Origin of the sequence: Nitratireductor soli (assembly GCF_001050155.1) — a bacterium.
In the GTDB taxonomy this organism is placed as follows: domain Bacteria; phylum Pseudomonadota; class Alphaproteobacteria; order Rhizobiales; family Rhizobiaceae; genus Nitratireductor; species Nitratireductor soli.
The window spans coordinates 22180-42113 of record NZ_LFVY01000015.1 but is presented as its reverse complement, the minus strand read 5'-3'; the positions used below and the strand labels follow the sequence as shown (position 1 = coordinate 42113).

Here is a 19934-nt window from a genome sequence, read left to right as displayed (position 1 = left end):
TACAGTGTTCAGGGGGTGGTTATGGGTAATTATCTGCAGGGAGAATTTAGTTCACTTGTGAAGGAATATGATCTTTCAGTTAATCCGAATTTTCTTTTTCTCGACAGCACTTTAATCAAGCGAGTATCGCACAAGGAGAGAGGCGGAACGAGTTTCTTCTCCTGCCGCAGTTGGCGCAAGGATGCCAAGGAAATTCAGATCGCCAGCTTGCGGAACCTGAAACGTTCTCCTGAAGAAGCATCGGCCGCGATTATTGGCGGCCAGATCGCCAGCCTGGCGCAGAAGATCACCAATGGCGGCAACTATCGGTTCGTCGTGCCCGTTCCGGCCGGCAGTTCGGGGCGCACCGTCAATTTCGCCGCGATCATCGCCCATTTCGCCGCCGCCGAGCTGGGCGCGACCTACCGAAACTTTCTTCGCGGCAGCATCAACGGGCGGCGGTCACAGTCCAGCCATCCCAAGCAGAGCATTCGTTTCGAGGCGGAATGCGACATTCGGCAGCCTGGTGACGGGCTGGTGTTGCTGGTTGACGACGTGGCAACCACCGGCACGCATTTCAGCCGTTGCGCGAGCCTCCTGCGCTCCCTTGGCTACGCAACCGTGTGCGTTTCATGGGTGTCATGAAATCGATTTCATCGGCCGCTGGCTGGTCAGCTCTTTCGCTGTGCCAGCCAGGTGGCCAGCTGGCTGATCGTCGAATCGGCGACCGCTTCCATGGTCGCCGGCGTGACCGACGACCAGCCGTCGCCATTGCCGCTGGGCGCGACCTGCTGGCCCTGGATGCGGTGCAGCCTGTTGCCGGACGGGTCGAGCACGTCCCAGACATAGATCACGGTCGTCTTGCCGCCGTCGGCGATGGCCGAGAAGTAGCCCTTCATCACCAGCGAGGCGCTGCCGCCCTGCTGGACGATGGCGATGCCGGTCTGGCGGGCGCGCGCCTCGAGACGGCTTGACAGGGCGGGCACGGCTTCGGCGGTGGCGCCGATGACCGGAGCGAACTGGACACGTTCATTGGTGGCGATCGCCGCCTGCAAGGGCGCGTTCCCGGCCCCTGTCTCGCTGCTCGGCGCCAGCGCGGGAGCGGTCGCCGGTTCCGTCGGCGCGCCGCCGGGTAGGCCTGTTTCCGGCGTCGGCCCGGAATTCACGTCGAGCACCGAGGCCGTGTTGCAACCGGCCAGAAGCGCCGCCGCAAACACCAGTCCAAGCGTTCCCCTTCCAAGCGTTCCCCTGCGGCCTGCGTTCTCCTCCATCGCCCTGCTGCTCCTGCCCGTTCTTGCTTGCGCCTAGCGCGTTATCAGGTCCAGCCCGTGCCGTGACAATGCCTCGGGTTCGCCGTCGGTCGTCAGATAGGTGCGGCCGAGACACATGGCGCTGCCGGAATCCGAATCCATGATGATCATATGGGCAAACAGCGTCATGCCGGGAGCGATCGGCTCGGCATTGCCGGCGTAAAACATCTGCGGGTCCATCCAGGAGGGCGAGAAACGCGCGCCGAGCGAGTAGCCGCAGGCGTTCAGCCGGTGCTTGGTCAGGCCGTGCGCCTCCATCACGCGGGCATGGGCGTCGAAGACATCGCCGAAATTGTTGCCCGACACCATCACCTTCTGCACCGCGCCCAGCGCGTCGCGCGCGGCGTCGAACAGTTCCTGGTGCCGCTTCGACACCTTGCCGGTCAGCACGGTCTGCATCATCGCCGCGTGGTAATGATGGTAGACGCCGGCCCATTCGAGCGTGATCTGGTCGTTCTTGTTGAGCTTGCGCCGCCCCGCCTTGTAGCGGCACAGAAGGGCGTCCTCGCCCGAGCCGATGATGAACTCGTTTGCCGGATAGTCGCCGCCGCCGGCAAACACGGCGCCCTGCATGGCCGCCAGGATCTTCGCCTCGTCGCCGCCCTGCTTGATCAGCGGCAGGGCCGCGTCGAGCGCTTCGTCGCCAAGCTTCGCCGCCTGCCTTGCCTTGTCGATCTCGGCCTCGCTCTTGAACAGGCGCAGCCGGCTGACGAGGTTCGACGCGTCCTCGATCTTGCCGAAGGTCTGCAACTGCTCGTCGAGCAGGCGGGTGTTGCGGCCGGTCAGGCCGTGCGTGTCGTATTCGACGCCGATGCGCGCGCCAAGCAGGTCCAGGTCGTTCAAAAGGTTGCGCAGGTCGACGGCCGGGTTGGCGTCGTGGCGGTCGGTCCACAGCACGATGTTGTCGATGGTCGAGGTGTGCCGCGCCTGGCGCAGATCGGCCGAGCGCGTCAGAAGCACCATCGAGCCGTCGGCCTTGACCACCAGGCACTGGAAAAAACAGTAGCCGAACGTGTCGTAGCCGGTCAGCCAATACATGCTCTCCTGGGCGAACAGCAGCATCGCATCCAGCTTGCGGTCGGCCATCTCGATCACAAGACGATCGCGCCTGGCATCGAACTCTGAACGGTCGAAATGAAGGGCCATCAAGTGTTCTCCAAGACAATCGCTGAAATCTGACGTCCGTAATCGGCCTCGCCGCGATGGGTGGCGCGGCGGTAGGAATAGAACCGGTCTTCTTCCGCATAGGTGCAGCGGCCGAGCGCCGCCGCCGTCACGCCGGCTGCGGTCAGCCGGGCAACGGTGTAGCCGTTGAGGTCGAACAGCGCGTGCCCCGCCGTATCCGAGGGGCGGAACCAGTTTTCGTTGCGCGGGTCGGCGGCGATGAAGCGCTCGATGAACTCCGGCCCGACCTCGTAATTGTCCTGGCTGATGGATGGACCAAGCACGGCGGTGATGCGTCCCCGCTCGGCGCCCAGGCTTTCCATGGCGATGATGGTGTTTTCCAGAATCCCCGTCAGCGCACCCTTCCAGCCGGCGTGGGCGGCGGCGACGACGCGCGCCTCGGCGTCGGCGAACAACACCGGCCCGCAATCGGCGGCCAGCGCGCCAAGCGCCAGGCCGGGGCGGTCGGTCACCAGCGCGTCGGCCTGCGGGCGCTGCGCGCCGAGCGGTCCGTCGACGGTCACCACGTCCGGCGAATGCACCTGGTGCACGGTCAACAGGTTGTGCGGCGCGACGCCCAGCCAGCCGGCAACGCGGCGGCGGTTTTCCAGCACCGCCGCGCGGTCGTCGCCGGAGCCGAGCCCGACATTCAGACCCTGGTACAGGCCTTGCGAGACGCCACCCTGGCGCGTGAAAAAGCCGTGCCGCACACCCTGGTCCCGGGCACGGTCCAAAAGCGGCGACCGCAGGGGTTCCGGCCTCGTTCTGTCAAGCATGCGCCGCCTTTTTCACTGTCCTCACGCGGCGCGGATGGTGGGGCAGGGGCGGGGCCAAGTCAATCCGAAGTAGAAAATGGCGGGACCGTTGCTGTGGAAGGGGCAATCGCCAGAACTTTGAACAGGGTGCCCATCGCCTGCGGTCCGGCCAGCCGCTCGACTGCCGCGCCGATGGCGTCCTGCTCGGCGGCGTCCTTGCCGGCGCCCAGGCGGCCGGCGCGTTGCAGGAGCCCAAGCCCAAGCAGGAAGTCGCCCTGGGTCAGGAGATGCGCGGCAAGGCCCTGGTCCCGCGCGGCATCGGAAAGCGCCGAAAAATCCACATGCGCGGTCAGGTCCGCCTGGCCCGGCTCGGCCAGGATGTCGGCATAGGCGTGGCCGCGCATGGCCTGCAGCGTGTCGCCGGTTGCCGGCTTGGCGTAACCGTAATCGATGAACAGCCCGGCGCCGCCGCGCCGCGCGATGCGGGTGGCGATCTCCTGCATCAGCGCCGTGCGCGCCGGTGCGATCTCGGCGATGGCGCCCTCCGGCGCTCCTGGTGCATCCGGCGGCAAAAGGGCGGGATCGGGAGCTCCCGGCCCGGCCAGGAAGGCGAGGCGAGCCTCGCCGTCAAGTCCGACGACGCGTTCGCGCCAGCCGGTCGCCGTCTTCACATACTGGCGGATCGGCACGGCATCGAACAGTTCATTGCCGATGATGAACAGCGGCCCGTCGGGAAGATCGCCAACCGCCGAAACCCAGTCCGGCGCGACCGGCGCGCCGGCCAGCGTCGCCTTCTGTACCTGTGTCAGCCGGGGACTGGTCTCGATCATGAAGACGCGCGCCTCGGCGGACAAAAGGGTGTCGAGCCTTGCCAGCGTGCGCAGCATGTCCTTCATCAGCGTGCCGCGTCCGGGACCGATCTCGGCGATCAGCGGCCGCTCCGGCGCGCCGCCGGCTTGCCACGCCGCGTGCAGCCACACGGCGCACAACTCGCCGAACATCTGGCTGATCTCCGGGGCCGTGGTGAAGTCGCCGGCCGTGCCGAACGGCTCGCGGGTCGTGTAATAACCCTCTTCCGGGTCGAACAGGCACAGTGCCATATAGTCGGCGATGCCGATCGGCCCGGTTGCCGCGATCAGCGCGGCGATGCGCTCGCCAAGCCTCGTCATCGACGTCCCGTCATTCATTCACGATCATTCGGCTGCCGCCGGTGTCGCCTTGCGGGCGGCGCGCAGCATCGCCCAGACGCCGATCAGCACCATCGGCGTCGACAGCACCATGCCCATGGTCAGCCAGCCGCCGGCGAGATAGCCGAGATGCGCGTCCGGTTCGCGGAAGAATTCGACGAGAATGCGCGACAGGCCGTAGCCGCAGATGAAGGCGCCGGCGACGAAGCCCGGCATCTTCAGGCGCAGCGCCCAATGGGTGAGCAGCCGGAGAACGACGAACAGCACCAGCCCCTCCAGCGCCGCCTCGTAGAGCTGGCTCGGATGGCGCGGCTCGGGCCCGCCATTGGGGAAGACGAAGGCCCATGGCACGTCGGTGACGCGCCCCCACAGTTCCGAATTGATGAAATTGGCCATCCGCACCAGGCCGAGGCCGATCGGCACCACGGGGGCGATCGTGTCGAACAGGCTCCACGGGTTGATGCCGCGGCGCATGGCGAAGAAGAGCATCGCCAGCGTCACGCCGAGCAGTCCGCCGTGGAAAGACATGCCGCCCTGCCAGACCGCGAGAATGTCGAGCGGGTTGGCCAGGTAGCGTGGCAGGTCGTAGAACAGGATGTAGCCGATGCGCCCACCCGCGACGATGCCGACCGCCGCCCACAGGACGAAATCGTCGAGGTCCTGGGCCGTCATCGGCGGCCTGCCGCCGGCCCACAGGCGCTGATTGCCGACCAGCCGGCGCGCATACCACCAGCCGCCGAGAATGCCGATGACATAGCCCAGCCCGTACCAATGGATGGCCAGCGGGCCGAGCCGCACGGCGACGGGGTCGATGTTCGGGAAGGCAAGGGCGGCAAACGATGCGGTCAGTAGGTCGGTCAAGAGCGCCTCCCGGTGGGCATGAATTCGCATCGAGATAGGCCGGGCAATCGGGCAAGGTCAAGGCGAAGGACGGGCGCGCCGCCGGGGGCCTTAAACTGGAGAAGCCCGTAAGGCTTTCTGTCTAGTCGCTACCCGAGGGCCATGCCGGTAGAATTCAATCCTGGGCCAGCGTGCCCATCTTTCACATCGAGCAATGGAGTTCAGCAACCCGGGAGGAAAAAATGGCCGGCACCGAATGGCTCATCAAGGGCCGCGAATTCATACACTGCAATTGCGCCTATGGCTGCCCATGCCAGTTCAATTCACGTCCAACCCAGGGGAATTGCCATGCCGTCGGCGTGGTGCACATCACCGAAGGCCATCATGGCGGTGTCAAGCTCGACGGGCTCAACATGGCGCTCATCGTCTCCTGGCCGGGCGCCATCCACGAGGGCCATGGCCATGTCGTGCCGATCGTCGACGAGCGTGCCGACGAAGCGCAACGCGAGGCCATGCTGCGCATCATGACCGGCATGGACACGGAACCCGGCGCGACCTTCTTCCAGGTCTTCTCGACCACGTTCGAGAAGGTCTACGACCCGGTTTTCGCGCCAATCGACATCGGCATCGATGTCGACGGACGCACCGCGCATCTGAAGGTTCCAGGCTGGATCGACGCGCACGGCGAGCCGATCAAGAATCCTGTTTCCGGCGAGCCGCATCGCGCGCGCATCAACCTGCCGCACGGTTTCGAGTACGACACCTGCGAGGTCGGGCGTGGCTGGGCGGAGACGAAAGGGCCGTTGGCGCTGTCCATCCAGGATTCGCATGCCCATTTCTCCGCCATCCACATGACCGGCAGCGGCGTCGTCCACTGACCCGCCATGGCCAGTTCGGCGCTTGAAACGACCTTGCGGCGCGACCGGCTGGTGGTTGGCGCGGCGCTGGCCGCGCTCACCGTTTTCGCCTGGGTCTACATCCTCTGGCTCGTCCAGGAAATGGCCGGCATGCCCATGTTGGAAGCACCCATGCCGGGGATGGCGATGCCCGGCATGGACGGCGCAGGCGGATCGGCGGGCGGCATGATCGCCATGGCGCTGCGTCCATGGACCGGCGCCGATTTCACCTTCATGCTGGTCATGTGGGCGGTGATGATGGTCGGCATGATGACCCCGTCGGCGGCTCCCATGATCCTGCTTTACGCGCGCGTCGGCCGCCAGGCGGCGGCCGATGGCCGGCCCTTCGCCGCCACCGGCTTCTTCGCCGGCGGCTATCTTCTCGCCTGGGTCGGGTTCTCGCTGCTGGCGACAATCGGCCAGTGGGCGCTGGTGCGGGGCCTGCTCCTGACGCCGATGATGGCCAGCGCCAGCGCCGCCTTCAGCGGGCTGGTGCTGGTTGCTGCCGGCCTGTTCCAGTGGACGCCGCTGAAGGAGGCCTGCCTCAGGCAGTGCCAGGCGCCGCTCGCCTTCATCCAGCGTCACGGCGGCTTCCGCCGCGATCCGGCCGGCGCGCTGGCCATCGGCCTGCGGCACGGGTTTTATTGCATCGGCTGCTGCTGGGCGCTGATGGCGCTGCTGTTCGTCGGCGGGGTGATGAACGTGCTGTGGATCGCGGCAATCGCGATCTTTGTCCTGGCCGAGAAGGTTCTGCCGGCCGGCTGGCCGGTCTCGCGGCTGGCGGGCGCGGCCCTGGTGGCAGCCGGATTGTGGGTTCTGGGCGGCCAGATGGTCTGATCTTTCCCCTGCGGGCCACGTTCTTTCCCCTGCGGACCAAGTTCTTTCCCCCGCTGGCATGGCGCCCTGAGGCCGGATCAGTCTTGCATTCGCCGCGCCCCGCCACTACGTCAGGTTCTGCAACGCGAGAGACGAGCCATGACCAACGGAAGCAACCGAATCCTCGACGAGTTCGCCAAGCTCATGACCGATGCGGCGGGTGCCGCCCAGGGTGTGCGTCGCGAAGTGGAAACGGCGTTCCAGGCACAGGCCGAGCGCCTGATCAATTCCATGGACCTGGTGCAGCGCGAAGACTTTGAAGCCTTGCGCGACATCGCGCTCAAGGCGCGGGAGGAAAACGCCGCGCTCACAGCCCGCGTGGAGGCGCTCGAAGCGCAGCTTGCGGCAAAGACGCCGCAAAAGCGCGCTGGCGGCGATTCGAAACCCGCTTCCGCCGGCCGGACGAAAAAATAATTTTTCGTTACCGGCGCCTGTGTATGGCGTCGAAAAGTCGTTATCCGTGAATCGCTTACGGGCCGGGCACAAACATTGCGCGGGTGATCTATCCACACGCAAATCCGGCCGGGCGAAAAAAGCTCTGGTCACGCGACTCTGCATCAATACACTGAATTTACAGCGTGATTCGAAATGGTCATGCGGTCGGGCAGGGGCGGGCCCATAGAGTTCCATGCGTTGTCGTTGTCGCTCCACACAGTGTTTCTGACCTGAAACGTCTCGCGGGGATCCTCCCCGCCGTGGATACTTGAGGAGTGCTGCGGCGCTCCGTGATACGGGAAAGCAGATAAATGAGCCTTCTTGAACTCGACATGACCCGCGATGCACATCCCGTCGATGTCATCGAGCATGTCGCTCACACCAATGACTGGAGCTTTGAGCGCAACAGCGATGATGAGATCGCCATTGCCGTGGCCGGCACATGGACCGACTACAACGTCTCCTTTTCTTGGATGGAGGAATTCGAGGCGCTGCACGTGGCCTGCGCCTTTGATCTGAAGGTCCCCGAGAAGCGCACGCTGGAAGTGATGCGGCTCCTGTCGCTCATCAACGAGCAGATGCTGTTCGGCCATTTCGACCTGTGGGAGCGCGAGAACGTGGTGATGTTCCGCCAGGCGCTGGTGCTGGCCGGCGGTGTCGAGCCGACGGGTCTGCAGGTGGAAACCATGCTCAACAGCGCGCTGGAAGCCTGCGAATGCTACTACCAGGCTTTCCAATACGTCATCTGGTCGGGCAGCACGGCGCAGGAAGCGCTGAACAGCGTGCTGTTCGAGACCTACGGCAACGCCTGAGGCGTTCGATGGCGTCGGACAAGAGCGCGGAGATCGGCTTCGACGATTTCCTCAAGGTGGATATCCGCGTCGGCACGGTCGTCGAGGCGGAACCCTATCCGGAAGCGCGCAAGCCGGCGATCAAGCTGAAGATCGATTTCGGCCCGGAGATCGGCGTCAAGAAATCCTCGGCGCAGATCACCGCGCATTACGCGCCTGAAGAACTGGTCGGGCGGCAGGTGGCGGCGGTCGTCAATTTCCCGCCGCGGCAGATCGGCAAGTTCATGTCGGAAGTGCTGACGCTGGGCTTCTCCGACGAAGCCGGCGCCATCGTCCTTGCCACGTCCGACAAACCCGTGCCCAACGGCAGCCGCTTGCACTAACGCGCAGGCGTCGCGGGCATATTGAAGCATCAACCCGATGTGAGGTCGATATGGTGCGGGTGCTCGTCCTCGGTGGCTATGGCTTCATCGGACAATCGGTGATGCGCCGCCTCGTGGTCGATGGGCACGCGGTCACCGGTCTCGGTCGCCGGGCGGATATCGGCCTCAGGCAGGCGCCCGATTGCCGCTGGATTGGCGCCGACATCGCGGCGCTTCTTTCCCCCTCCGACTGGCTTCCCCATCTGGCAGGCATCGATGCCGTGGTCAATTGCTCGGGCGCGCTGCAAACGGGTGGGCGCGATCGGCTGCAACCATTACAGCATGATGCGATGGTGGCGCTGTTCGCCGCTTGCGAACAGGCTGGCACCCGCCGCTTCATCCAGGTTTCGGCGCCGGGTGCTGTGCCATCGGCGGCCACCGAGTTTCTGCGTACCAAGGGAATGGCGGATGCCGCATTGCGAGCAAGCGGTCTCGACTGGCTCGTCCTGAAGCCGGCGCTCGTCATCGCCGCCAATGCCTATGGCGGCACCGCGCTGCTGCGCATGCTGGCGGCCTTTCCACTGGTTTTGCCGATCGTCCACGCCAAGGCGCGCGTCGGCACGGTGTCGATGGACGAGCTGGCCGGATTTGTCGCCGGCGCGGTTTCGCCGGAGGTCCCGGCCCGGCAGGATATCGATCTGGTCGAGGCCGAGCCCGGCACGCTGCGTGACGTCGTGCTGGCCTTCCGTCGCTGGCTCGGCTATCCGCCGCCGCGCGCCGTCCTTGCCTTGCCGCGCTGGGCGGGCCTCGGCGTTGCCCGCGTTGCCGACCTCTTGGCCTGGCTCGGTTGGCGTTCGCCCCTGCGCTCGACGGCGCTGCGGGTGATCGAGGATGGGATTCTGGGCAATCCCGCCGCGTTCGCAGCGGCCACGGGCCACCCCATTCGCCCGCTGCGCGAAACGCTGGCAGCTCTCCCCGCAACGATCCAGGAACGCTGGTTCGGCAGGCTGTTTCAGGCGCTGCCGCTGATGGTCGTTGCACTCGCCGCGTTCTGGCTCCTGTCCGGCGCGGTCGGTCTGGCGCGGGCTGACCAGGCGGTGGCGCTGCTTACGGCGGCCGGTTTTGCGCCATCGCTCGCCGCCGGCGCGGTCATCGGCGGATCGCTCGTCGACCTGGCGCTCGGGGCGGCGGTCCTGTGTCGCCCGCTGGCGCGGCGCGCCTGCTACGGCATGATGGCCGTTTCGTTGTTTTACGTGTTGGCCGGCACGCTGTTCCTGCCGCATTTGTGGCTCGACCCGCTTGGTCCTTACGTCAAGGTTTTGCCGGGCCTCGTGCTTGCCTGGGTTCTGTCCCTTCTCCTGGAAGAACGCTGATGCTGCTCGACCTGGCGCTTCGCTGGCTGCATGTACTCGGTGCCTGCGTCCTGCTCGGCACGGGGGCGGGCATCGCCTTCTTCATGGTGATGGCGCACCGCACGCGCGATGCGGCGCTGGTCGCCCATGTCGCCGGCACCGTGGTGGTTGCCGATGTCCTGTTCACCGCCACGGCGGTCGTCCTCCAGCCGCTCACCGGCCTGTGGCTGGCCGCCCGGCTCGGCTGGAGCTGGACCGAGGGCTGGCTCCTCCTGTCGCTGGCGCTGTATGTGGTGGTGGGGTTGTTCTGGCTTCCCGTCGTCTGGATCCAGATGCAATTGCGCGACCTGGCCCGCCATGCCGCTGCCGCGCGGACGCCGCTGCCGGCGCGCTATTTCCGGCTCTACCACATCTGGTTCGCCTGCGGCTTTCCCGCCTTCGTCGCCGTTCTGGCGATCGTCTGGCTGATGCTCGCCCGGCCGGTCTTCTGATCGCCGCGTCGCGTGCGGGCGAAAAGCCCTAGTGGTGCGATCCTAACAGATGGTACCCATCTGTTAGGAAAAATCGCCCCACCAGATCAATAGCTTGTGGGCTGACTTATCGAAACAGATGGGGACCATCTGTTTCGGTCAGACCACTAGGCGTCGTTTTTTCGGCGGAATCGCAGGCGAACACAAAAAACGCCCAAGCCTGAGGGACGTTGGAGCACGCGTCTGTTTTGGCGCGATCCGGTGTTTGCCATTTTGAAGGACATGGCCATTTTGAAGGACATGATTGTGGAAAAATTCATACAAGCCGATATCACCCGGCGCGGCTTTTGCCTTGCCACCGCGGCAACGCTCGCCGCGACCCTCTCCCCCAATTGGGCGGCCGCCGCTCCCGGAGCGGACGACGCGCTGGCCCGCAAGCTGGTCGAGATGGAGAAACGGCTCGGCGCCCGGCTTGGCGCCTCGATCACCGACACGCACACCGGGCGGCGCTGGCTGCAGCGGGCCGACGAACGGTTTCCGATGAACAGCACGTTCAAGGCTTTCGCCTGCGCCGCGGTGCTCGCCCGTGTCGATGCGGGGGAGGAGACGCTGGAGCGCGAGATCGCCATCCGCAAGAGCGACCTCGTCAACTATTCGCCGGTCACTGAAAAGCGCGTCGGCGGCCGTCCGATGAAGCTGTTCGAGCTGTGCGAGGCCGCCTCGACCATGAGCGACAACACCGCCGCCAATCTGCTCGTCGACAGTCTGGGCGGGCCGCAGGGCTGGACGCGATTCATGCGCTCGATCGGCGACGGCGTCTCGCGGCTCGACCGCAAGGAGCCGGGGCTCACCACGGCGACGCCCGGAGACCCGCGCGACACCACGACGCCGGAGGCGATCGCCGCCAGCCTGCGGACGCTCGTCTTCGGCGACGTGCTGGCGTCCGCCTCGCGGCGGCAGTTCGAAACCTGGCTCATCGACAACAAGGTCAGCCGGCCCCTGTTGCGGGCCGGGCTGCCCGGCGATTGGCGCATCGCCGACAGGACCGGCGCCGGCGGGCACGGGTCGCGCGGCATCGTCGCCGTCATCTGGCCGCCGGCGCGGCAGCCGGTGATCGCGGCGATCTACATCGCCGAGTGCAAGCAGCCGATGGACCAGCGCAACGCCGCCATCGCCGAGATCGGCCGCACGCTCGCCGAGACGCTGTAGCATTTGAGCTGCCAGGTGGAATCACCTGACGTCCGCATCAATGCGGAAAAACAAGAAGATAGAGCGTCCTTTGCGCGTCTGATAAGACGCGCGGCGCTGTAGCCTGAGACCGGCGAGACCCGGCTGCCGCGTGCGGCCGGGTCCGTCTCAGTCCAGATAGGCGAATGTCTCCGCCCCGTCCAAATGGCGCACGCGCAGGCCGGCGATCGCTTCGGGGTCGATCAGCCGCGCATTGACCGCCATGCGGTCGCCGTTCCCCACCGGGCTCCAATGCGTTGTGCAGCCGCACGTCGTGCAATGGTGCATTTCGAGCGTCCGGTCGCCCTGCAGATAGGCTTTCGTCGCGTCCGCGCCGGCGGTGAACTCCACCTCCGCCGGATGGCAATGCAGCCAAAGCGCTCCCAGACGGCGGCAGAGCGAGCAATTGCACAGGGTCAGCCAAGGGGGCTGAGCGGCGATTTTCATCCGCACGGCCCCGCAATGGCATGTCGCCTCGAACATCGTTCGTCAGCCGATCTCGCGGTCCGGCTGGTTGACGAAGATCAGCACGCCGAGAATGGCCATGTAGAATTTGAAGGCCGCGTCCTGGCCGTTCCACGTGTCCGACTGCCACATCAGGAACCATTCTCCGCCGACGACCATGAAGCCGAAGAACCAGACGAGAAAGCCGACCGCCGCACCGGCAATGGTCCATTTCTTGGCCGCCTGGAAGGCCGCGGCCGGCTGCGCACGCGCGCCGAGCATCTGCAAGCCGCCGATCAACAGCAGAATGAAGGTCAGGCCCTCGCCGGCGATGATCAGCCAATAGCCCGCATGCCACAGCGTCGGTGTTTCGATGGCGCGGTACATGGCCTTGTTGCCGGGGAAGGTCGTGTCCATGCTGAACACGTGTTTGACGAACTCGAAGTTCGATCCGTAGTCGGTGATGTTGTTGAAGGTGACCATGAAGGCAAAGGCCGCCAGGGCCAGTGTCATGACGATTTTTGCGTAACGGGAGGTCATTGCCTCTTCCTTCTTCAAGGCGATCGGGCAAAACTCACCAACGCAGCCGGATCGCGACTCAGCGTCTACGACGAAAGGCTAATCCGGAATGGGCGCCGGTTGAACCGATTCCGCTGGCCGGCTTGCCGTTATGCCGGGATTATTTTCCTGAAAACCAGCAGGAGGCCGCCCCTGATGAGCATGATGAAGACCGTGATCGAACTGACCGCCAGCGCCCGGCGCAAGGCGGACACAGCCGGCCTCGGCGACAGGCTCGCCGCGCTCGCCATCGGCCAATGGGCGCGAAAGGGCGATTTCGTCGAGCTTGCCGGAGCCGGAGAACCCGTCATCTTCATCATCCGCGCCCGCCGCATCCGGGTCGCCGCCGATGGCGGCCAGACCCTCGTCTTCGAACTCGACCACCCGCCACGCCCGGCGCTGCGCTGAGGGCCGTCGAGGAGATAGCGTGCTGGAAACGCCCTAGGACGGCACCCGTATCACCGCCCGCAGGCCGCCCAGCGGGCTCTCCTCCAGCGTCACGTCGCCGCCATGGCCGCGGGCGATGTCGCGGGCGATGGACAGGCCGAGCCCGGTGCCGCTTTCGTCCTGGTTGCGCGCCTCGTCGAGCCGCACGAAGGGCTTGAACACGTCCTCGCGCATGTCGGGCGGGATGCCGGGGCCGTCATCGTCGACGGTGATGGTCAGCGTGCCGCCGGCGTTGCGCGCGACGATCTCCACATGGGTCGCATAGCGGAAGGCGTTGCCGACGACGTTGTTCAGGAGCCGGCCGAAGGCGTTGGGGCGCACATGCAGGACCGGGTCGCCGGCGATGGCGGTCTTCAGCGTGCTGTCGCGCAGGCCGGCCTCCTCCGTCACGCGGTCGAAGAAGGAGGCCAGGTTGAAGGCGCCGGGATCCTCGGCCGCATCGCCGCGGGCGAAGGCCAGGTAGCCTTCCAGCATCGAGCGCATGTCCTCGATGTCCTGGTCCAGCGCCTCGATGTCGTCCTTCGAATGGGCCAGCGCCAGTTGCAGCTTGAAGCGGGTCAGAATGGTGCGCAGATCGTGGCTGACGCCGGTCAGCATCGCCGTGCGCTGCTCGATCTGCCGCTCGATGCGCTCGCGCATCACGAGGAAGGCGCTGCCGGCGCGCCGCACCTCCTCGGCGCCGCGCGGGCGGAAATCGCTCGGCGTCGGGCGGCCCTTGCCAAAGCTGTCGGCCGCCTCGGCCAGTTGCAGGATTGGCCGGATCTGGTTGCGCAGGAAGGCGACCGAGATGGCGATCAGCACCAGCGAGGTGCCGACCATCCACAACAGGAAGATGTGCGTGTTGGAGGCGTAGGCCTGGCTGCGCCGGGCAAACACGCGCAGCACCCGGTTCTCCATCTGGATGCGGATCTCGACGATGTTCGAATTGCCCACCGTGTCGAGCCAGAAGGGGCGGTTGATCTGCTTGGTGATCTCCTCGCTCAGCGTCTGGTCGAGGATCGAGAAAAACGGCTTCGGGCCGGGCGCGGGCAGGGGGTCGGGCGGCAGCAGGTCGATCTTCAGCGCCAGCCTTTCCTGGGCGATGCGGATCACCTGCGCATAGCCGTTGTCGTCGGGATAGGTCTCGATCATGTCGATGATGGCGGCGATGTCGCGCGTCACCGCCTGGCTGAGGCGCTGCGTCACCGTCTGCCAATGGCGCTCCATGAAGGTGAAGGCGATGACCGATTGCAGGAGCAGCATCGGGGCGATGACGATGATCAGCGAGCGGGCGTACAGCCGCTTCGGCATGTAGCGCGAAACGACGCGCCAGAAGCGCCGCCATGGCCGGCGCGTCGCGGCCACGACGCGCCGGGCGCGCATCAGCGGCGTCAACCTGTCCTGCGAAGTCTCTTGCAAATCAGCCATTCCGCCTGTGTTTCGGCGCCCCGTTTCAGTGGCCTGTTCCACCGCCGATCCTAGTGGTGCGATCCTAACAGATGCTACCCATCTGTTAGGAAAAATCGCCCCACCAGACCACCAGGCATTGATTTGGCAAGTGGAAACCGGCTTTCCGGGCAAACTTGATTTGCCCGCAGGCTGCCTCCGGTGCGCCGGACCAACGCCGCGTCTCGATGATGCGAAACACGGCATTCACCTCTTGACCTCAACCATGGTTGAGGTCCGATACTCGGATTACAAAACGCCATGCAGCACCTGCATGTTTGCGACCAATGGAGCAGATCAGATGTCGTCAGCCGAAAGCCCGCAGCCGTCTTCACCCCACTATCGCGTCGATAAATTCGTCGTTCCGCCCGCGGCGCGCGGCGCGTTTCTCGAACGCGTCGCCACGACCCATGCGACGCTGCGCCAGCAGCAGGGCTTCGTCCAGGATGTGATCCTCGAACAGGCCTCGGGGCCGGGCGCCTTCAATTTCGTGACGATGGTCGAATGGGAAAGCGTTGCCGCGATGGAGCGTGCGTCGGCGGCGGTCGCGGCGCTGCATGCGGGCATCGGCTTCAATCCCCGCGAAATGATCGATCGCCTCGGCATCAAGGCGGACATCGCCAACTATCAGGCGTTGGAGATATAGGCCGGGAGCCTATTCGACGCTCAGCCGATAGCCGATGCCGCGCACGGTCTGCAGATAGACCGGGTTTGACGGGTCGCGCTCGATCTTGCGGCGCAGGCGGTTGATCTGCACGTCGATGGTGCGTTCGCCGACTTCCGAATCCTCGCCGACCAGTTCATGGCGCGGCACGGTCTCGCCGGCGCGTTCGGCGAAGATCACCATGATCTCGCGTTCGCGGTCGGTCAGCTTGACCAGCTTGCCGGTGTGCTTCAACTCGCGGCGCGAAATCTGGAACGCATAGGGGCCGAACACCACCTGTTCCACCTTCAGCGAGGTCTGCGGGCCGCTGCGGCGCAGTATGTTGTTGATGCGCAGCACCAGCTCGCGCGGGTCGAAGGGCTTGGGCAGGTAATCGTCGGCGCCGGCTTCCAGGCCGACAACGCGGCTTTCAGTTTCCGAAAGCGCCGTCAGCATCAGGATCGGCATGTCCTTGTCGGCGCGCAGGGCGCGCGTCAGGGCGACGCCGTCCTCGCCAGGCATCATCACGTCGAGGATTGCCAGGTCGAAGTCCAGCCCGTTCAGCTTGCGCCGCGCCTCGGCGGCATTGCCGGCAATGGTGACGCGAAAGCCGTTCTCGCGCAGGAAGCGGTTGAGAAGGCTACGAATGCGCGTGTCGTCATCGACGACGAGCAGATGCGGCGCGTCATCGCTGAGGATGGCGGCCTCCTTGCCCTCACTGCCGGTCTCGCTCATGGTCATGGTCTCCACGGCTGCGATGCTCCCCTAATGATAGCGCCTTGTTATTGCGAGCGTCCATTGGGCAGTTTGTCCATCTGGGCGCGCAACTCGGGATCGACCATGGCGCGCAAGAAGCGCTCGACCACGGCACTGTCGGCAAGCTGCGCCTCTTCAAGTGCCGCACGGATGCGGCGGGACTGTGGCAGGGCCAGCGCCAGCGCCAGGTCGCGTCCCTTCTGCGTCGGGTACAGCTCGCGCTGGCGGCGGTCGCGCGGGCCCTGCACCTGGACGATGTATTCGTCGTCGATCAGTTGCTTGAGAACGCGCGCCAGGCTCTGCTTGGTGATGCGCAGGACATCGAGCAACTCGGCCACCGTCAGGCCGGGCCGGCGATTGACGAAATGCAGCACCCGGTGATGCGCGCGGCCGAAGCCGTATTCGGCCAGGATGGCGTCCGGGTCCGAGGTGAAGTCGCGATAGGCGAAGAACAGATGCTCGATGATGGCGAAGTCGACGCCGTCCTTCAGCGTCAGCGGGGCTTTGATCGGCGGGGCGTCTTTGTGGCTCATGGCTGCTTGTAATCGGTTTCGTCTCGAATGGCGAAGAATTTATGTCAGCCTTATTGACATATTTTCGGCACATTGATAATTTTTGACAATGTTTTCGGCCTGGCGCGAACAAAAAGGTTTCCTGAAGGCGTTTTTTGGGAACATCCTTCAAAATCTTCCCGTTGCGCCGGGTGGTCTGACCGAAACAGATGGGTACCATCTGTTTCGATAAGTCAGCCCACAAGCTGTTGATCTGGTGGGGCGATTTTTCCTAACAGATGGGTACCATCTGTTAGGATCGCACCACGAGTGGTCTGACCGAAACAGATGGTACCCATCTGTCAGGATCGCACCACCAGGCTGATTGATTGAAGGCGTCGTCCGCAGCGGGCGGCATTTCAGGTTTCGTCCGGGCCCCGAGCGGTGGGCGCCGGCAGGAGAGGTGACATGGCAGCGGTTCCTTTTGATCAGCTCGAGGGCTTTATCTGGCTCAATGGCGAATTCGTCAAATGGGCGGACGCCAAGATTCACGTGCTGACGCACGGCCTGCATTACGCCAGCGCCGTGTTCGAGGGCGAGCGCGCCTATGACGGCGAGATCTTCAAGCTCAACGAGCATACGGAGCGGCTGCACGAATCGGCCCGCATCCTCGGTTTCCGCATTCCCTGGTCGGTCGAGGAGATCAACGGGGCCTGCCGTACGCTTCTGGCCAAGCAGGGCTTTGTCGATGCCTATGTGCGGCCGATCGCCTGGCGCGGCAGCGAGATGATGGGCGTTTCGGCGCAGAACAACCGCATCAACCTCGCCATCGCCATCTGGCAGTGGCCGAGCTATTTCGATCCCGAACAGCGGTTGAAGGGCATCCGTCTCGACATGGCCGAGTATTGCCGGCCCGACCCGCGCACCGCGCCGTCCAAGTCGAAGGCGGCTGGCCTGTACATGATATGCACCCTGTCGAAGCACGCGGCGGAGGCGAAAGGCTATGCCGATGCGATGATGCTCGACTGGCGCGGCCAGGTGGCCGAAGCCACCGGCGCCAACATCTTCTTCGTCAAGGATGGCGTGATCCACACGCCGACGCCGGACTGCTTCCTGGATGGAATCACCCGGCGCACGGTGATCGCTCTGGCGCGCCGGCGCGGCATCGAAGTGGTCGAGCGGGCGATCATGCCCGACGAACTGACGGGCTTCGAACAGTGCTTCCTGTGCGGCACCGCCGCCGAGGTCACACCGGTCTCGGAAGTCGGTCCATACCGCTTCGAAGTGGGCGAAATCACGCGTTTGCTGATGAACGACTATGCAAACGAGGTGCGTCCGGGGCTGCGAGCCGCCGCGCAATAGTCTTCCTTCTTCTTCCTCTAGGTTAGACTATTCACAGTCTCGTATTTGACTTTGGTCGAATTCGCGCTTTCATGTGTGCGCCGGTCCCCGGAGGCCGGCGTTGAATGAGGGACCAGACATGGAAGCACTTCTCCCCATTATCGTTCAGGCGGTAACAGGCATTATCGGTGGCGAGGCAGTCGGCGCCGTAGTGAAAAAGGCCGCAATGGGCCATGGTGCTAAGATATTGGCAGGCATCATCGGCGGTGTCGGCGGTGGCGCTCTTCTTTCCGGCATGGGTGGTGATGCCGGTGCTATGAGCGGGCTGCTTGGCGATGCCATCGGCGGTGTCGTTGGTGGTGGTGTTCTGACGGGTGTCGTCGGCGCCGTCATGGGCGCGATGGGCAATAAAAGCTGAGACGCCTGTAGAGTTTCTTAGAAACGGGCGGCCGCAAGCCGCCCGTTTCTTGTTTTTCGTCACGGTCAGGCCGTTTGGTGGGGTGTCGGCATGCTTGGTTGCCGGGCATTCGGTCCTCGTGTGTTCAGTCGTCGTGTGTTCTGTCAGGGAGAAGCTCATGGGCGCGTTGCGCGTCGGCATCATTCCGGTAACGCCGTTCCAGCAGAATTGCGCCATCCTGTTCGATGACAGCGAGAAGCGCGGCGTGGTGGTCGATCCCGGCGGCGAGGTGGACCGTATTCGCGCCGCCATCGAGGATAACGGCATCACCATCGAGGCGATCTGGCTGACCCATGGGCATATCGACCATGCCGGCGGAGCGATGGAGCTCAAGGAAGCGCTCGAGGTCAGCCTGATCGGTCCGCACGAGGCCGACCGCGAACTGCTCGACAATCTCGAGACCCAGGCGCGCATGTTCGGTCTCACCGACGGGGTGCGCAACGTCACGCCGGACCGCTTTCTCGCCGAGGGCGAGACCGTTTCCTTCGGCGATCACGTCTTCGAGGTGCTGCATTGCCCCGGCCATGCGCCGGGCCATGTGGTTTTCTTCAACCGCGCGGCGCGTTTCGCGCATGTCGGCGATGTGCTGTTCAGCGGCTCTGTCGGGCGCACGGATCTGCCGGGCGGGGATCACGACGCGCTGATCCGTTCGATCAAGGAAAAGCTGCTGCCGCTCGGCGACGATGTCGAGTTCCTGTGCGGCCACGGGCTGGGCGGACGCTTCGGCGACGAGCGTCGCGGCAATCCGTTTCTGGTTTAGGGGATCGCGGGTTCCTCCGGTGCTCGCCCCTCACCCTTACCCTCTCCCCGCCTGCTGCGCCAGGTTCAGCGCCACGGCGGCGCGAATGAGCGTCTTGAACGCGGTTTCGTCGATCGCGTCCTCCTCACGGAAATCGATGGCCCGCCTGGTGTTGCCGTCGAGGCTGGCGTTGAACAGGCCCGCGGGGTCCGCCAGCGCGGCGCCCTTGGCGAAGGTCAGCTTCACCACGGCCTTGTAAGTCTCGCCGGTGCAGATGATGCCGGCATGCGACCACACCGGAACCCCCCGCCATTTCCATTCCTCGGCCATTTCGGGGTCGGCTTCCTTGATAAGCGCCCGCAGCCGGGCAAGCTTCGCGCCCCGCCAGTCGCCCAGTTCGGCGATCCGCGCGTCGATCCGTTCGGCGGGGGAAGCTTCCTCGCCGTTTGCGCCGTTCTTCCTGCTGTCCATGTCGGTCGTCGTCCTGTTGGTGATTGTCGTCGTCCGCCCGCCGCTCACATCCGCTCGCCCGGCAATCGGCTGGCCTGTTTCACCCAGTCGGCGAACAGTGCCTCGTCGAGCCGGTCCTCCTCATGGATGTTGAGGTAGCGCGTCTCCTTTGTCCTCGATTCTCCGGGGGGAACGGGGCGCAGCGAGGTGCCGCGGAAGAAGGCCACCTTGACGTATCTGGTGAAGCAGTGAAGGCTGAGAAACCATCCCTGGCCCTCGATCCCATAGAATGGCGAGTTCCATTTGACCGCCTTGTGCACGTTGGGGACGGCTTCCTCGATGCGCGCGTCGAGGCGCCGCCCGAGATCGCTCTTCCAGCCCGGCATGGCCGCGATATAAGCCTGCACGGGGGCGTCGCCATAGGCCTTGGCGATCTGCGGGTTGCCGCCTGAAAGCAGGACCGGCTTGGCGTCGGCCGCCGTGCCCGTCATCGCTCCCGTCTTCTTTGGCTTGCCGGATGCATTCACGGCCATCGCCTT

The 19934-nt window shown here is 65.0% G+C and carries 26 protein-coding genes; 14 read left to right on the top strand and 12 right to left on the bottom strand.

The features are described 5' to 3' along the window. The first annotated feature begins 21 nt into the window (after positions 1-21). Entirely contained in the window at positions 22-624 is a 603-nt protein-coding gene (locus AB843_RS18450) for a phosphoribosyltransferase (protein ID WP_157384552.1), read from the top strand. A 26-nt stretch (positions 625-650) separates the two neighbouring features. Here the strand turns inward: AB843_RS18450 and AB843_RS18445 are convergent, their stop codons facing one another. The 5 genes from AB843_RS18445 to lgt are packed head-to-tail and all read right to left on the bottom strand — an operon-like array spanning position 651 to position 5256. Beyond that, positions 651-1250 (bottom strand): hypothetical protein, encoded by a 600-nt coding sequence (locus AB843_RS18445; RefSeq protein WP_048648363.1) that lies wholly within the window; start codon positions 1248-1250, stop codon positions 651-653. A 33-nt stretch (positions 1251-1283) separates the two neighbouring features. Further along, entirely contained in the window at positions 1284-2435 is a 1152-nt protein-coding gene (locus AB843_RS18440) for a M24 family metallopeptidase (protein WP_048648362.1), read from the bottom strand. Continuing rightward, positions 2435-3229, bottom strand: coding sequence for a peptidoglycan editing factor PgeF (gene pgeF / locus AB843_RS18435; RefSeq protein WP_048648361.1), 795 nt, complete (start codon positions 3227-3229; stop codon positions 2435-2437). The genes AB843_RS18440 and pgeF overlap by 1 nt, the downstream gene beginning before the upstream one ends. A gap of 59 nt (positions 3230-3288) precedes the next feature. Continuing rightward, complete coding sequence (locus tag AB843_RS18430; RefSeq protein ID WP_048648448.1) at positions 3289-4377, bottom strand: class I SAM-dependent methyltransferase; 1089 nt, start codon at positions 4375-4377, stop codon at positions 3289-3291. Positions 4378-4401: 24 nt separating this feature from the next. Further along, positions 4402-5256, bottom strand: coding sequence for a prolipoprotein diacylglyceryl transferase (lgt, locus tag AB843_RS18425; protein ID WP_244468025.1), 855 nt, complete (start codon positions 5254-5256; stop codon positions 4402-4404). A gap of 221 nt (positions 5257-5477) precedes the next feature. Here lgt and AB843_RS18420 point away from each other — a divergent pair, with 221 nt between their 5' ends. The 8 genes from AB843_RS18420 to bla all read left to right on the top strand — a co-directional run bounded on the left by AB843_RS18420 (position 5478) and on the right by bla (position 11626). Beyond that, complete coding sequence (locus tag AB843_RS18420; RefSeq protein WP_048648359.1) at positions 5478-6113, top strand: DUF1326 domain-containing protein; 636 nt, start codon at positions 5478-5480, stop codon at positions 6111-6113. Between the two features lie 6 nt (positions 6114-6119). Further along, a complete protein-coding gene (locus AB843_RS18415; RefSeq protein ID WP_048648358.1) occupies positions 6120-6968 on the top strand; it encodes a DUF2182 domain-containing protein in 849 nt (282 codons plus the stop codon). 138 nt (positions 6969-7106) lie between these two features. Continuing rightward, positions 7107-7421, top strand: a complete 315-nt coding sequence (locus AB843_RS18410; RefSeq protein ID WP_048648357.1) for an accessory factor UbiK family protein — start codon at positions 7107-7109, stop codon at positions 7419-7421. A 332-nt stretch (positions 7422-7753) separates the two neighbouring features. Beyond that, on the top strand, positions 7754-8254 hold the full coding sequence (locus AB843_RS18405) for a type III secretion system chaperone family protein (RefSeq protein WP_048648356.1): 501 nt from the start codon (positions 7754-7756) through the stop codon (positions 8252-8254). A gap of 8 nt (positions 8255-8262) precedes the next feature. Next, a complete protein-coding gene (locus AB843_RS18400; RefSeq protein WP_048648355.1) occupies positions 8263-8616 on the top strand; it encodes a tRNA-binding protein in 354 nt (117 codons plus the stop codon). A gap of 50 nt (positions 8617-8666) precedes the next feature. Next, a complete protein-coding gene (locus tag AB843_RS18395; RefSeq protein ID WP_048648354.1) occupies positions 8667-9968 on the top strand; it encodes an SDR family oxidoreductase in 1302 nt (433 codons plus the stop codon). Between the two features lie 2 nt (positions 9969-9970). Continuing rightward, positions 9971-10438 (top strand): DUF2269 family protein, encoded by a 468-nt coding sequence (locus AB843_RS18390; RefSeq protein WP_425286825.1) that lies wholly within the window; start codon positions 9971-9973, stop codon positions 10436-10438. Between the two features lie 309 nt (positions 10439-10747). Continuing rightward, positions 10748-11626 carry a class A beta-lactamase gene (bla, locus tag AB843_RS18385; protein WP_425286824.1) on the top strand — a complete coding sequence of 293 codons (879 nt, stop codon included), beginning with the start codon at positions 10748-10750 and terminating at the stop codon, positions 11624-11626. Between the two features lie 147 nt (positions 11627-11773). Here bla and AB843_RS18380 read toward each other — a convergent pair whose 3' ends face one another. Both AB843_RS18380 and AB843_RS18375 read right to left on the bottom strand, forming a co-directional pair. Continuing rightward, entirely contained in the window at positions 11774-12127 is a 354-nt protein-coding gene (locus tag AB843_RS18380) for a GFA family protein (protein ID WP_048648352.1), read from the bottom strand. 6 nt (positions 12128-12133) lie between these two features. Next, positions 12134-12628 (bottom strand): DUF2165 family protein, encoded by a 495-nt coding sequence (locus AB843_RS18375; RefSeq protein ID WP_048648446.1) that lies wholly within the window; start codon positions 12626-12628, stop codon positions 12134-12136. A 174-nt stretch (positions 12629-12802) separates the two neighbouring features. Here AB843_RS18375 and AB843_RS18370 point away from each other — a divergent pair, with 174 nt between their 5' ends. Beyond that, on the top strand, positions 12803-13054 hold the full coding sequence (locus AB843_RS18370; RefSeq protein ID WP_048648351.1) for a hypothetical protein: 252 nt from the start codon (positions 12803-12805) through the stop codon (positions 13052-13054). A 33-nt stretch (positions 13055-13087) separates the two neighbouring features. Here AB843_RS18370 and AB843_RS18365 read toward each other — a convergent pair whose 3' ends face one another. After that, a complete protein-coding gene (locus AB843_RS18365; RefSeq protein ID WP_048648445.1) occupies positions 13088-14455 on the bottom strand; it encodes an ATP-binding protein in 1368 nt (455 codons plus the stop codon). Between the two features lie 364 nt (positions 14456-14819). Between AB843_RS18365 and AB843_RS18360 the strand changes: the two genes are divergently transcribed. Then, positions 14820-15164: an antibiotic biosynthesis monooxygenase gene (locus AB843_RS18360; protein ID WP_048648444.1), complete on the top strand. Its 345-nt coding sequence runs from the start codon at positions 14820-14822 to the stop codon at positions 15162-15164. A gap of 9 nt (positions 15165-15173) precedes the next feature. Here the strand turns inward: AB843_RS18360 and AB843_RS18355 are convergent, their stop codons facing one another. Beyond that, positions 15174-15896 carry a response regulator gene (locus tag AB843_RS18355; protein ID WP_048648443.1) on the bottom strand — a complete coding sequence of 241 codons (723 nt, stop codon included), beginning with the start codon at positions 15894-15896 and terminating at the stop codon, positions 15174-15176. Positions 15897-15943: 47 nt separating this feature from the next. Further along, positions 15944-16450 carry a MarR family winged helix-turn-helix transcriptional regulator gene (locus tag AB843_RS18350; protein ID WP_048648350.1) on the bottom strand — a complete coding sequence of 169 codons (507 nt, stop codon included), beginning with the start codon at positions 16448-16450 and terminating at the stop codon, positions 15944-15946. Positions 16451-16876: 426 nt separating this feature from the next. Between AB843_RS18350 and AB843_RS18345 the strand changes: the two genes are divergently transcribed. The 3 genes from AB843_RS18345 to AB843_RS18335 all read left to right on the top strand — a co-directional run bounded on the left by AB843_RS18345 (position 16877) and on the right by AB843_RS18335 (position 18966). After that, the gene (locus tag AB843_RS18345; RefSeq protein WP_048648442.1) at positions 16877-17770 is read left to right on the top strand and encodes a branched-chain amino acid aminotransferase; all 894 of its coding nucleotides are present in this window, start codon (positions 16877-16879) and stop codon (positions 17768-17770) included. A gap of 118 nt (positions 17771-17888) precedes the next feature. After that, positions 17889-18167: a hypothetical protein gene (locus tag AB843_RS18340; protein ID WP_048648349.1), complete on the top strand. Its 279-nt coding sequence runs from the start codon at positions 17889-17891 to the stop codon at positions 18165-18167. A 157-nt stretch (positions 18168-18324) separates the two neighbouring features. Continuing rightward, entirely contained in the window at positions 18325-18966 is a 642-nt protein-coding gene (locus AB843_RS18335; protein WP_048648348.1) for an MBL fold metallo-hydrolase, read from the top strand. A gap of 36 nt (positions 18967-19002) precedes the next feature. On the opposite strand, the gene AB843_RS18330 is transcribed toward AB843_RS18335, so the two are convergent. Both AB843_RS18330 and AB843_RS18325 read right to left on the bottom strand, forming a co-directional pair. Beyond that, the gene (locus AB843_RS18330) at positions 19003-19416 is read right to left on the bottom strand and encodes a DUF1801 domain-containing protein (protein ID WP_048648441.1); all 414 of its coding nucleotides are present in this window, start codon (positions 19414-19416) and stop codon (positions 19003-19005) included. A 44-nt stretch (positions 19417-19460) separates the two neighbouring features. Then, positions 19461-19928: a DUF1801 domain-containing protein gene (locus AB843_RS18325; protein ID WP_082143887.1), complete on the bottom strand. Its 468-nt coding sequence runs from the start codon at positions 19926-19928 to the stop codon at positions 19461-19463. Positions 19929-19934: the final 6 nt, after the last annotated feature.

Excerpts from the sequence above, each read along its gene's own strand:
- AB843_RS18450 (WP_157384552.1), top strand. The coding sequence starts at position 22 with ATGGGTAATTATCTGCAGGGAGAATTTAGTTCACTTGTGAAGGAATAT.
- AB843_RS18445 (WP_048648363.1), bottom strand. The coding sequence starts at position 1,250 with ATGGAGGAGAACGCAGGCCGCAGGGGAACGCTTGGAAGGGGAACGCTT.
- AB843_RS18440 (WP_048648362.1), bottom strand. The coding sequence starts at position 2,435 with ATGGCCCTTCATTTCGACCGTTCAGAGTTCGATGCCAGGCGCGATCGT.
- pgeF (WP_048648361.1), bottom strand. The coding sequence starts at position 3,229 with ATGCTTGACAGAACGAGGCCGGAACCCCTGCGGTCGCCGCTTTTGGAC.
- AB843_RS18430 (WP_048648448.1), bottom strand. The coding sequence starts at position 4,377 with ATGACGAGGCTTGGCGAGCGCATCGCCGCGCTGATCGCGGCAACCGGG.
- AB843_RS18420 (WP_048648359.1), top strand. The coding sequence starts at position 5,478 with ATGGCCGGCACCGAATGGCTCATCAAGGGCCGCGAATTCATACACTGC.
- AB843_RS18415 (WP_048648358.1), top strand. The coding sequence starts at position 6,120 with ATGGCCAGTTCGGCGCTTGAAACGACCTTGCGGCGCGACCGGCTGGTG.
- AB843_RS18410 (WP_048648357.1), top strand. The coding sequence starts at position 7,107 with ATGACCAACGGAAGCAACCGAATCCTCGACGAGTTCGCCAAGCTCATG.
- AB843_RS18405 (WP_048648356.1), top strand. The coding sequence starts at position 7,754 with ATGAGCCTTCTTGAACTCGACATGACCCGCGATGCACATCCCGTCGAT.
- AB843_RS18400 (WP_048648355.1), top strand. The coding sequence starts at position 8,263 with ATGGCGTCGGACAAGAGCGCGGAGATCGGCTTCGACGATTTCCTCAAG.
- AB843_RS18395 (WP_048648354.1), top strand. The coding sequence starts at position 8,667 with ATGGTGCGGGTGCTCGTCCTCGGTGGCTATGGCTTCATCGGACAATCG.
- AB843_RS18380 (WP_048648352.1), bottom strand. The coding sequence starts at position 12,127 with ATGTTCGAGGCGACATGCCATTGCGGGGCCGTGCGGATGAAAATCGCC.
- AB843_RS18375 (WP_048648446.1), bottom strand. The coding sequence starts at position 12,628 with ATGACCTCCCGTTACGCAAAAATCGTCATGACACTGGCCCTGGCGGCC.
- AB843_RS18370 (WP_048648351.1), top strand. The coding sequence starts at position 12,803 with ATGAGCATGATGAAGACCGTGATCGAACTGACCGCCAGCGCCCGGCGC.
- AB843_RS18365 (WP_048648445.1), bottom strand. The coding sequence starts at position 14,455 with ATGCGCGCCCGGCGCGTCGTGGCCGCGACGCGCCGGCCATGGCGGCGC.
- AB843_RS18360 (WP_048648444.1), top strand. The coding sequence starts at position 14,820 with ATGTCGTCAGCCGAAAGCCCGCAGCCGTCTTCACCCCACTATCGCGTC.
- AB843_RS18355 (WP_048648443.1), bottom strand. The coding sequence starts at position 15,896 with ATGAGCGAGACCGGCAGTGAGGGCAAGGAGGCCGCCATCCTCAGCGAT.
- AB843_RS18350 (WP_048648350.1), bottom strand. The coding sequence starts at position 16,450 with ATGAGCCACAAAGACGCCCCGCCGATCAAAGCCCCGCTGACGCTGAAG.
- AB843_RS18345 (WP_048648442.1), top strand. The coding sequence starts at position 16,877 with ATGGCAGCGGTTCCTTTTGATCAGCTCGAGGGCTTTATCTGGCTCAAT.
- AB843_RS18340 (WP_048648349.1), top strand. The coding sequence starts at position 17,889 with ATGGAAGCACTTCTCCCCATTATCGTTCAGGCGGTAACAGGCATTATC.
- AB843_RS18335 (WP_048648348.1), top strand. The coding sequence starts at position 18,325 with ATGGGCGCGTTGCGCGTCGGCATCATTCCGGTAACGCCGTTCCAGCAG.
- AB843_RS18330 (WP_048648441.1), bottom strand. The coding sequence starts at position 19,416 with ATGGACAGCAGGAAGAACGGCGCAAACGGCGAGGAAGCTTCCCCCGCC.
- AB843_RS18325 (WP_082143887.1), bottom strand. The coding sequence starts at position 19,928 with ATGGCCGTGAATGCATCCGGCAAGCCAAAGAAGACGGGAGCGATGACG.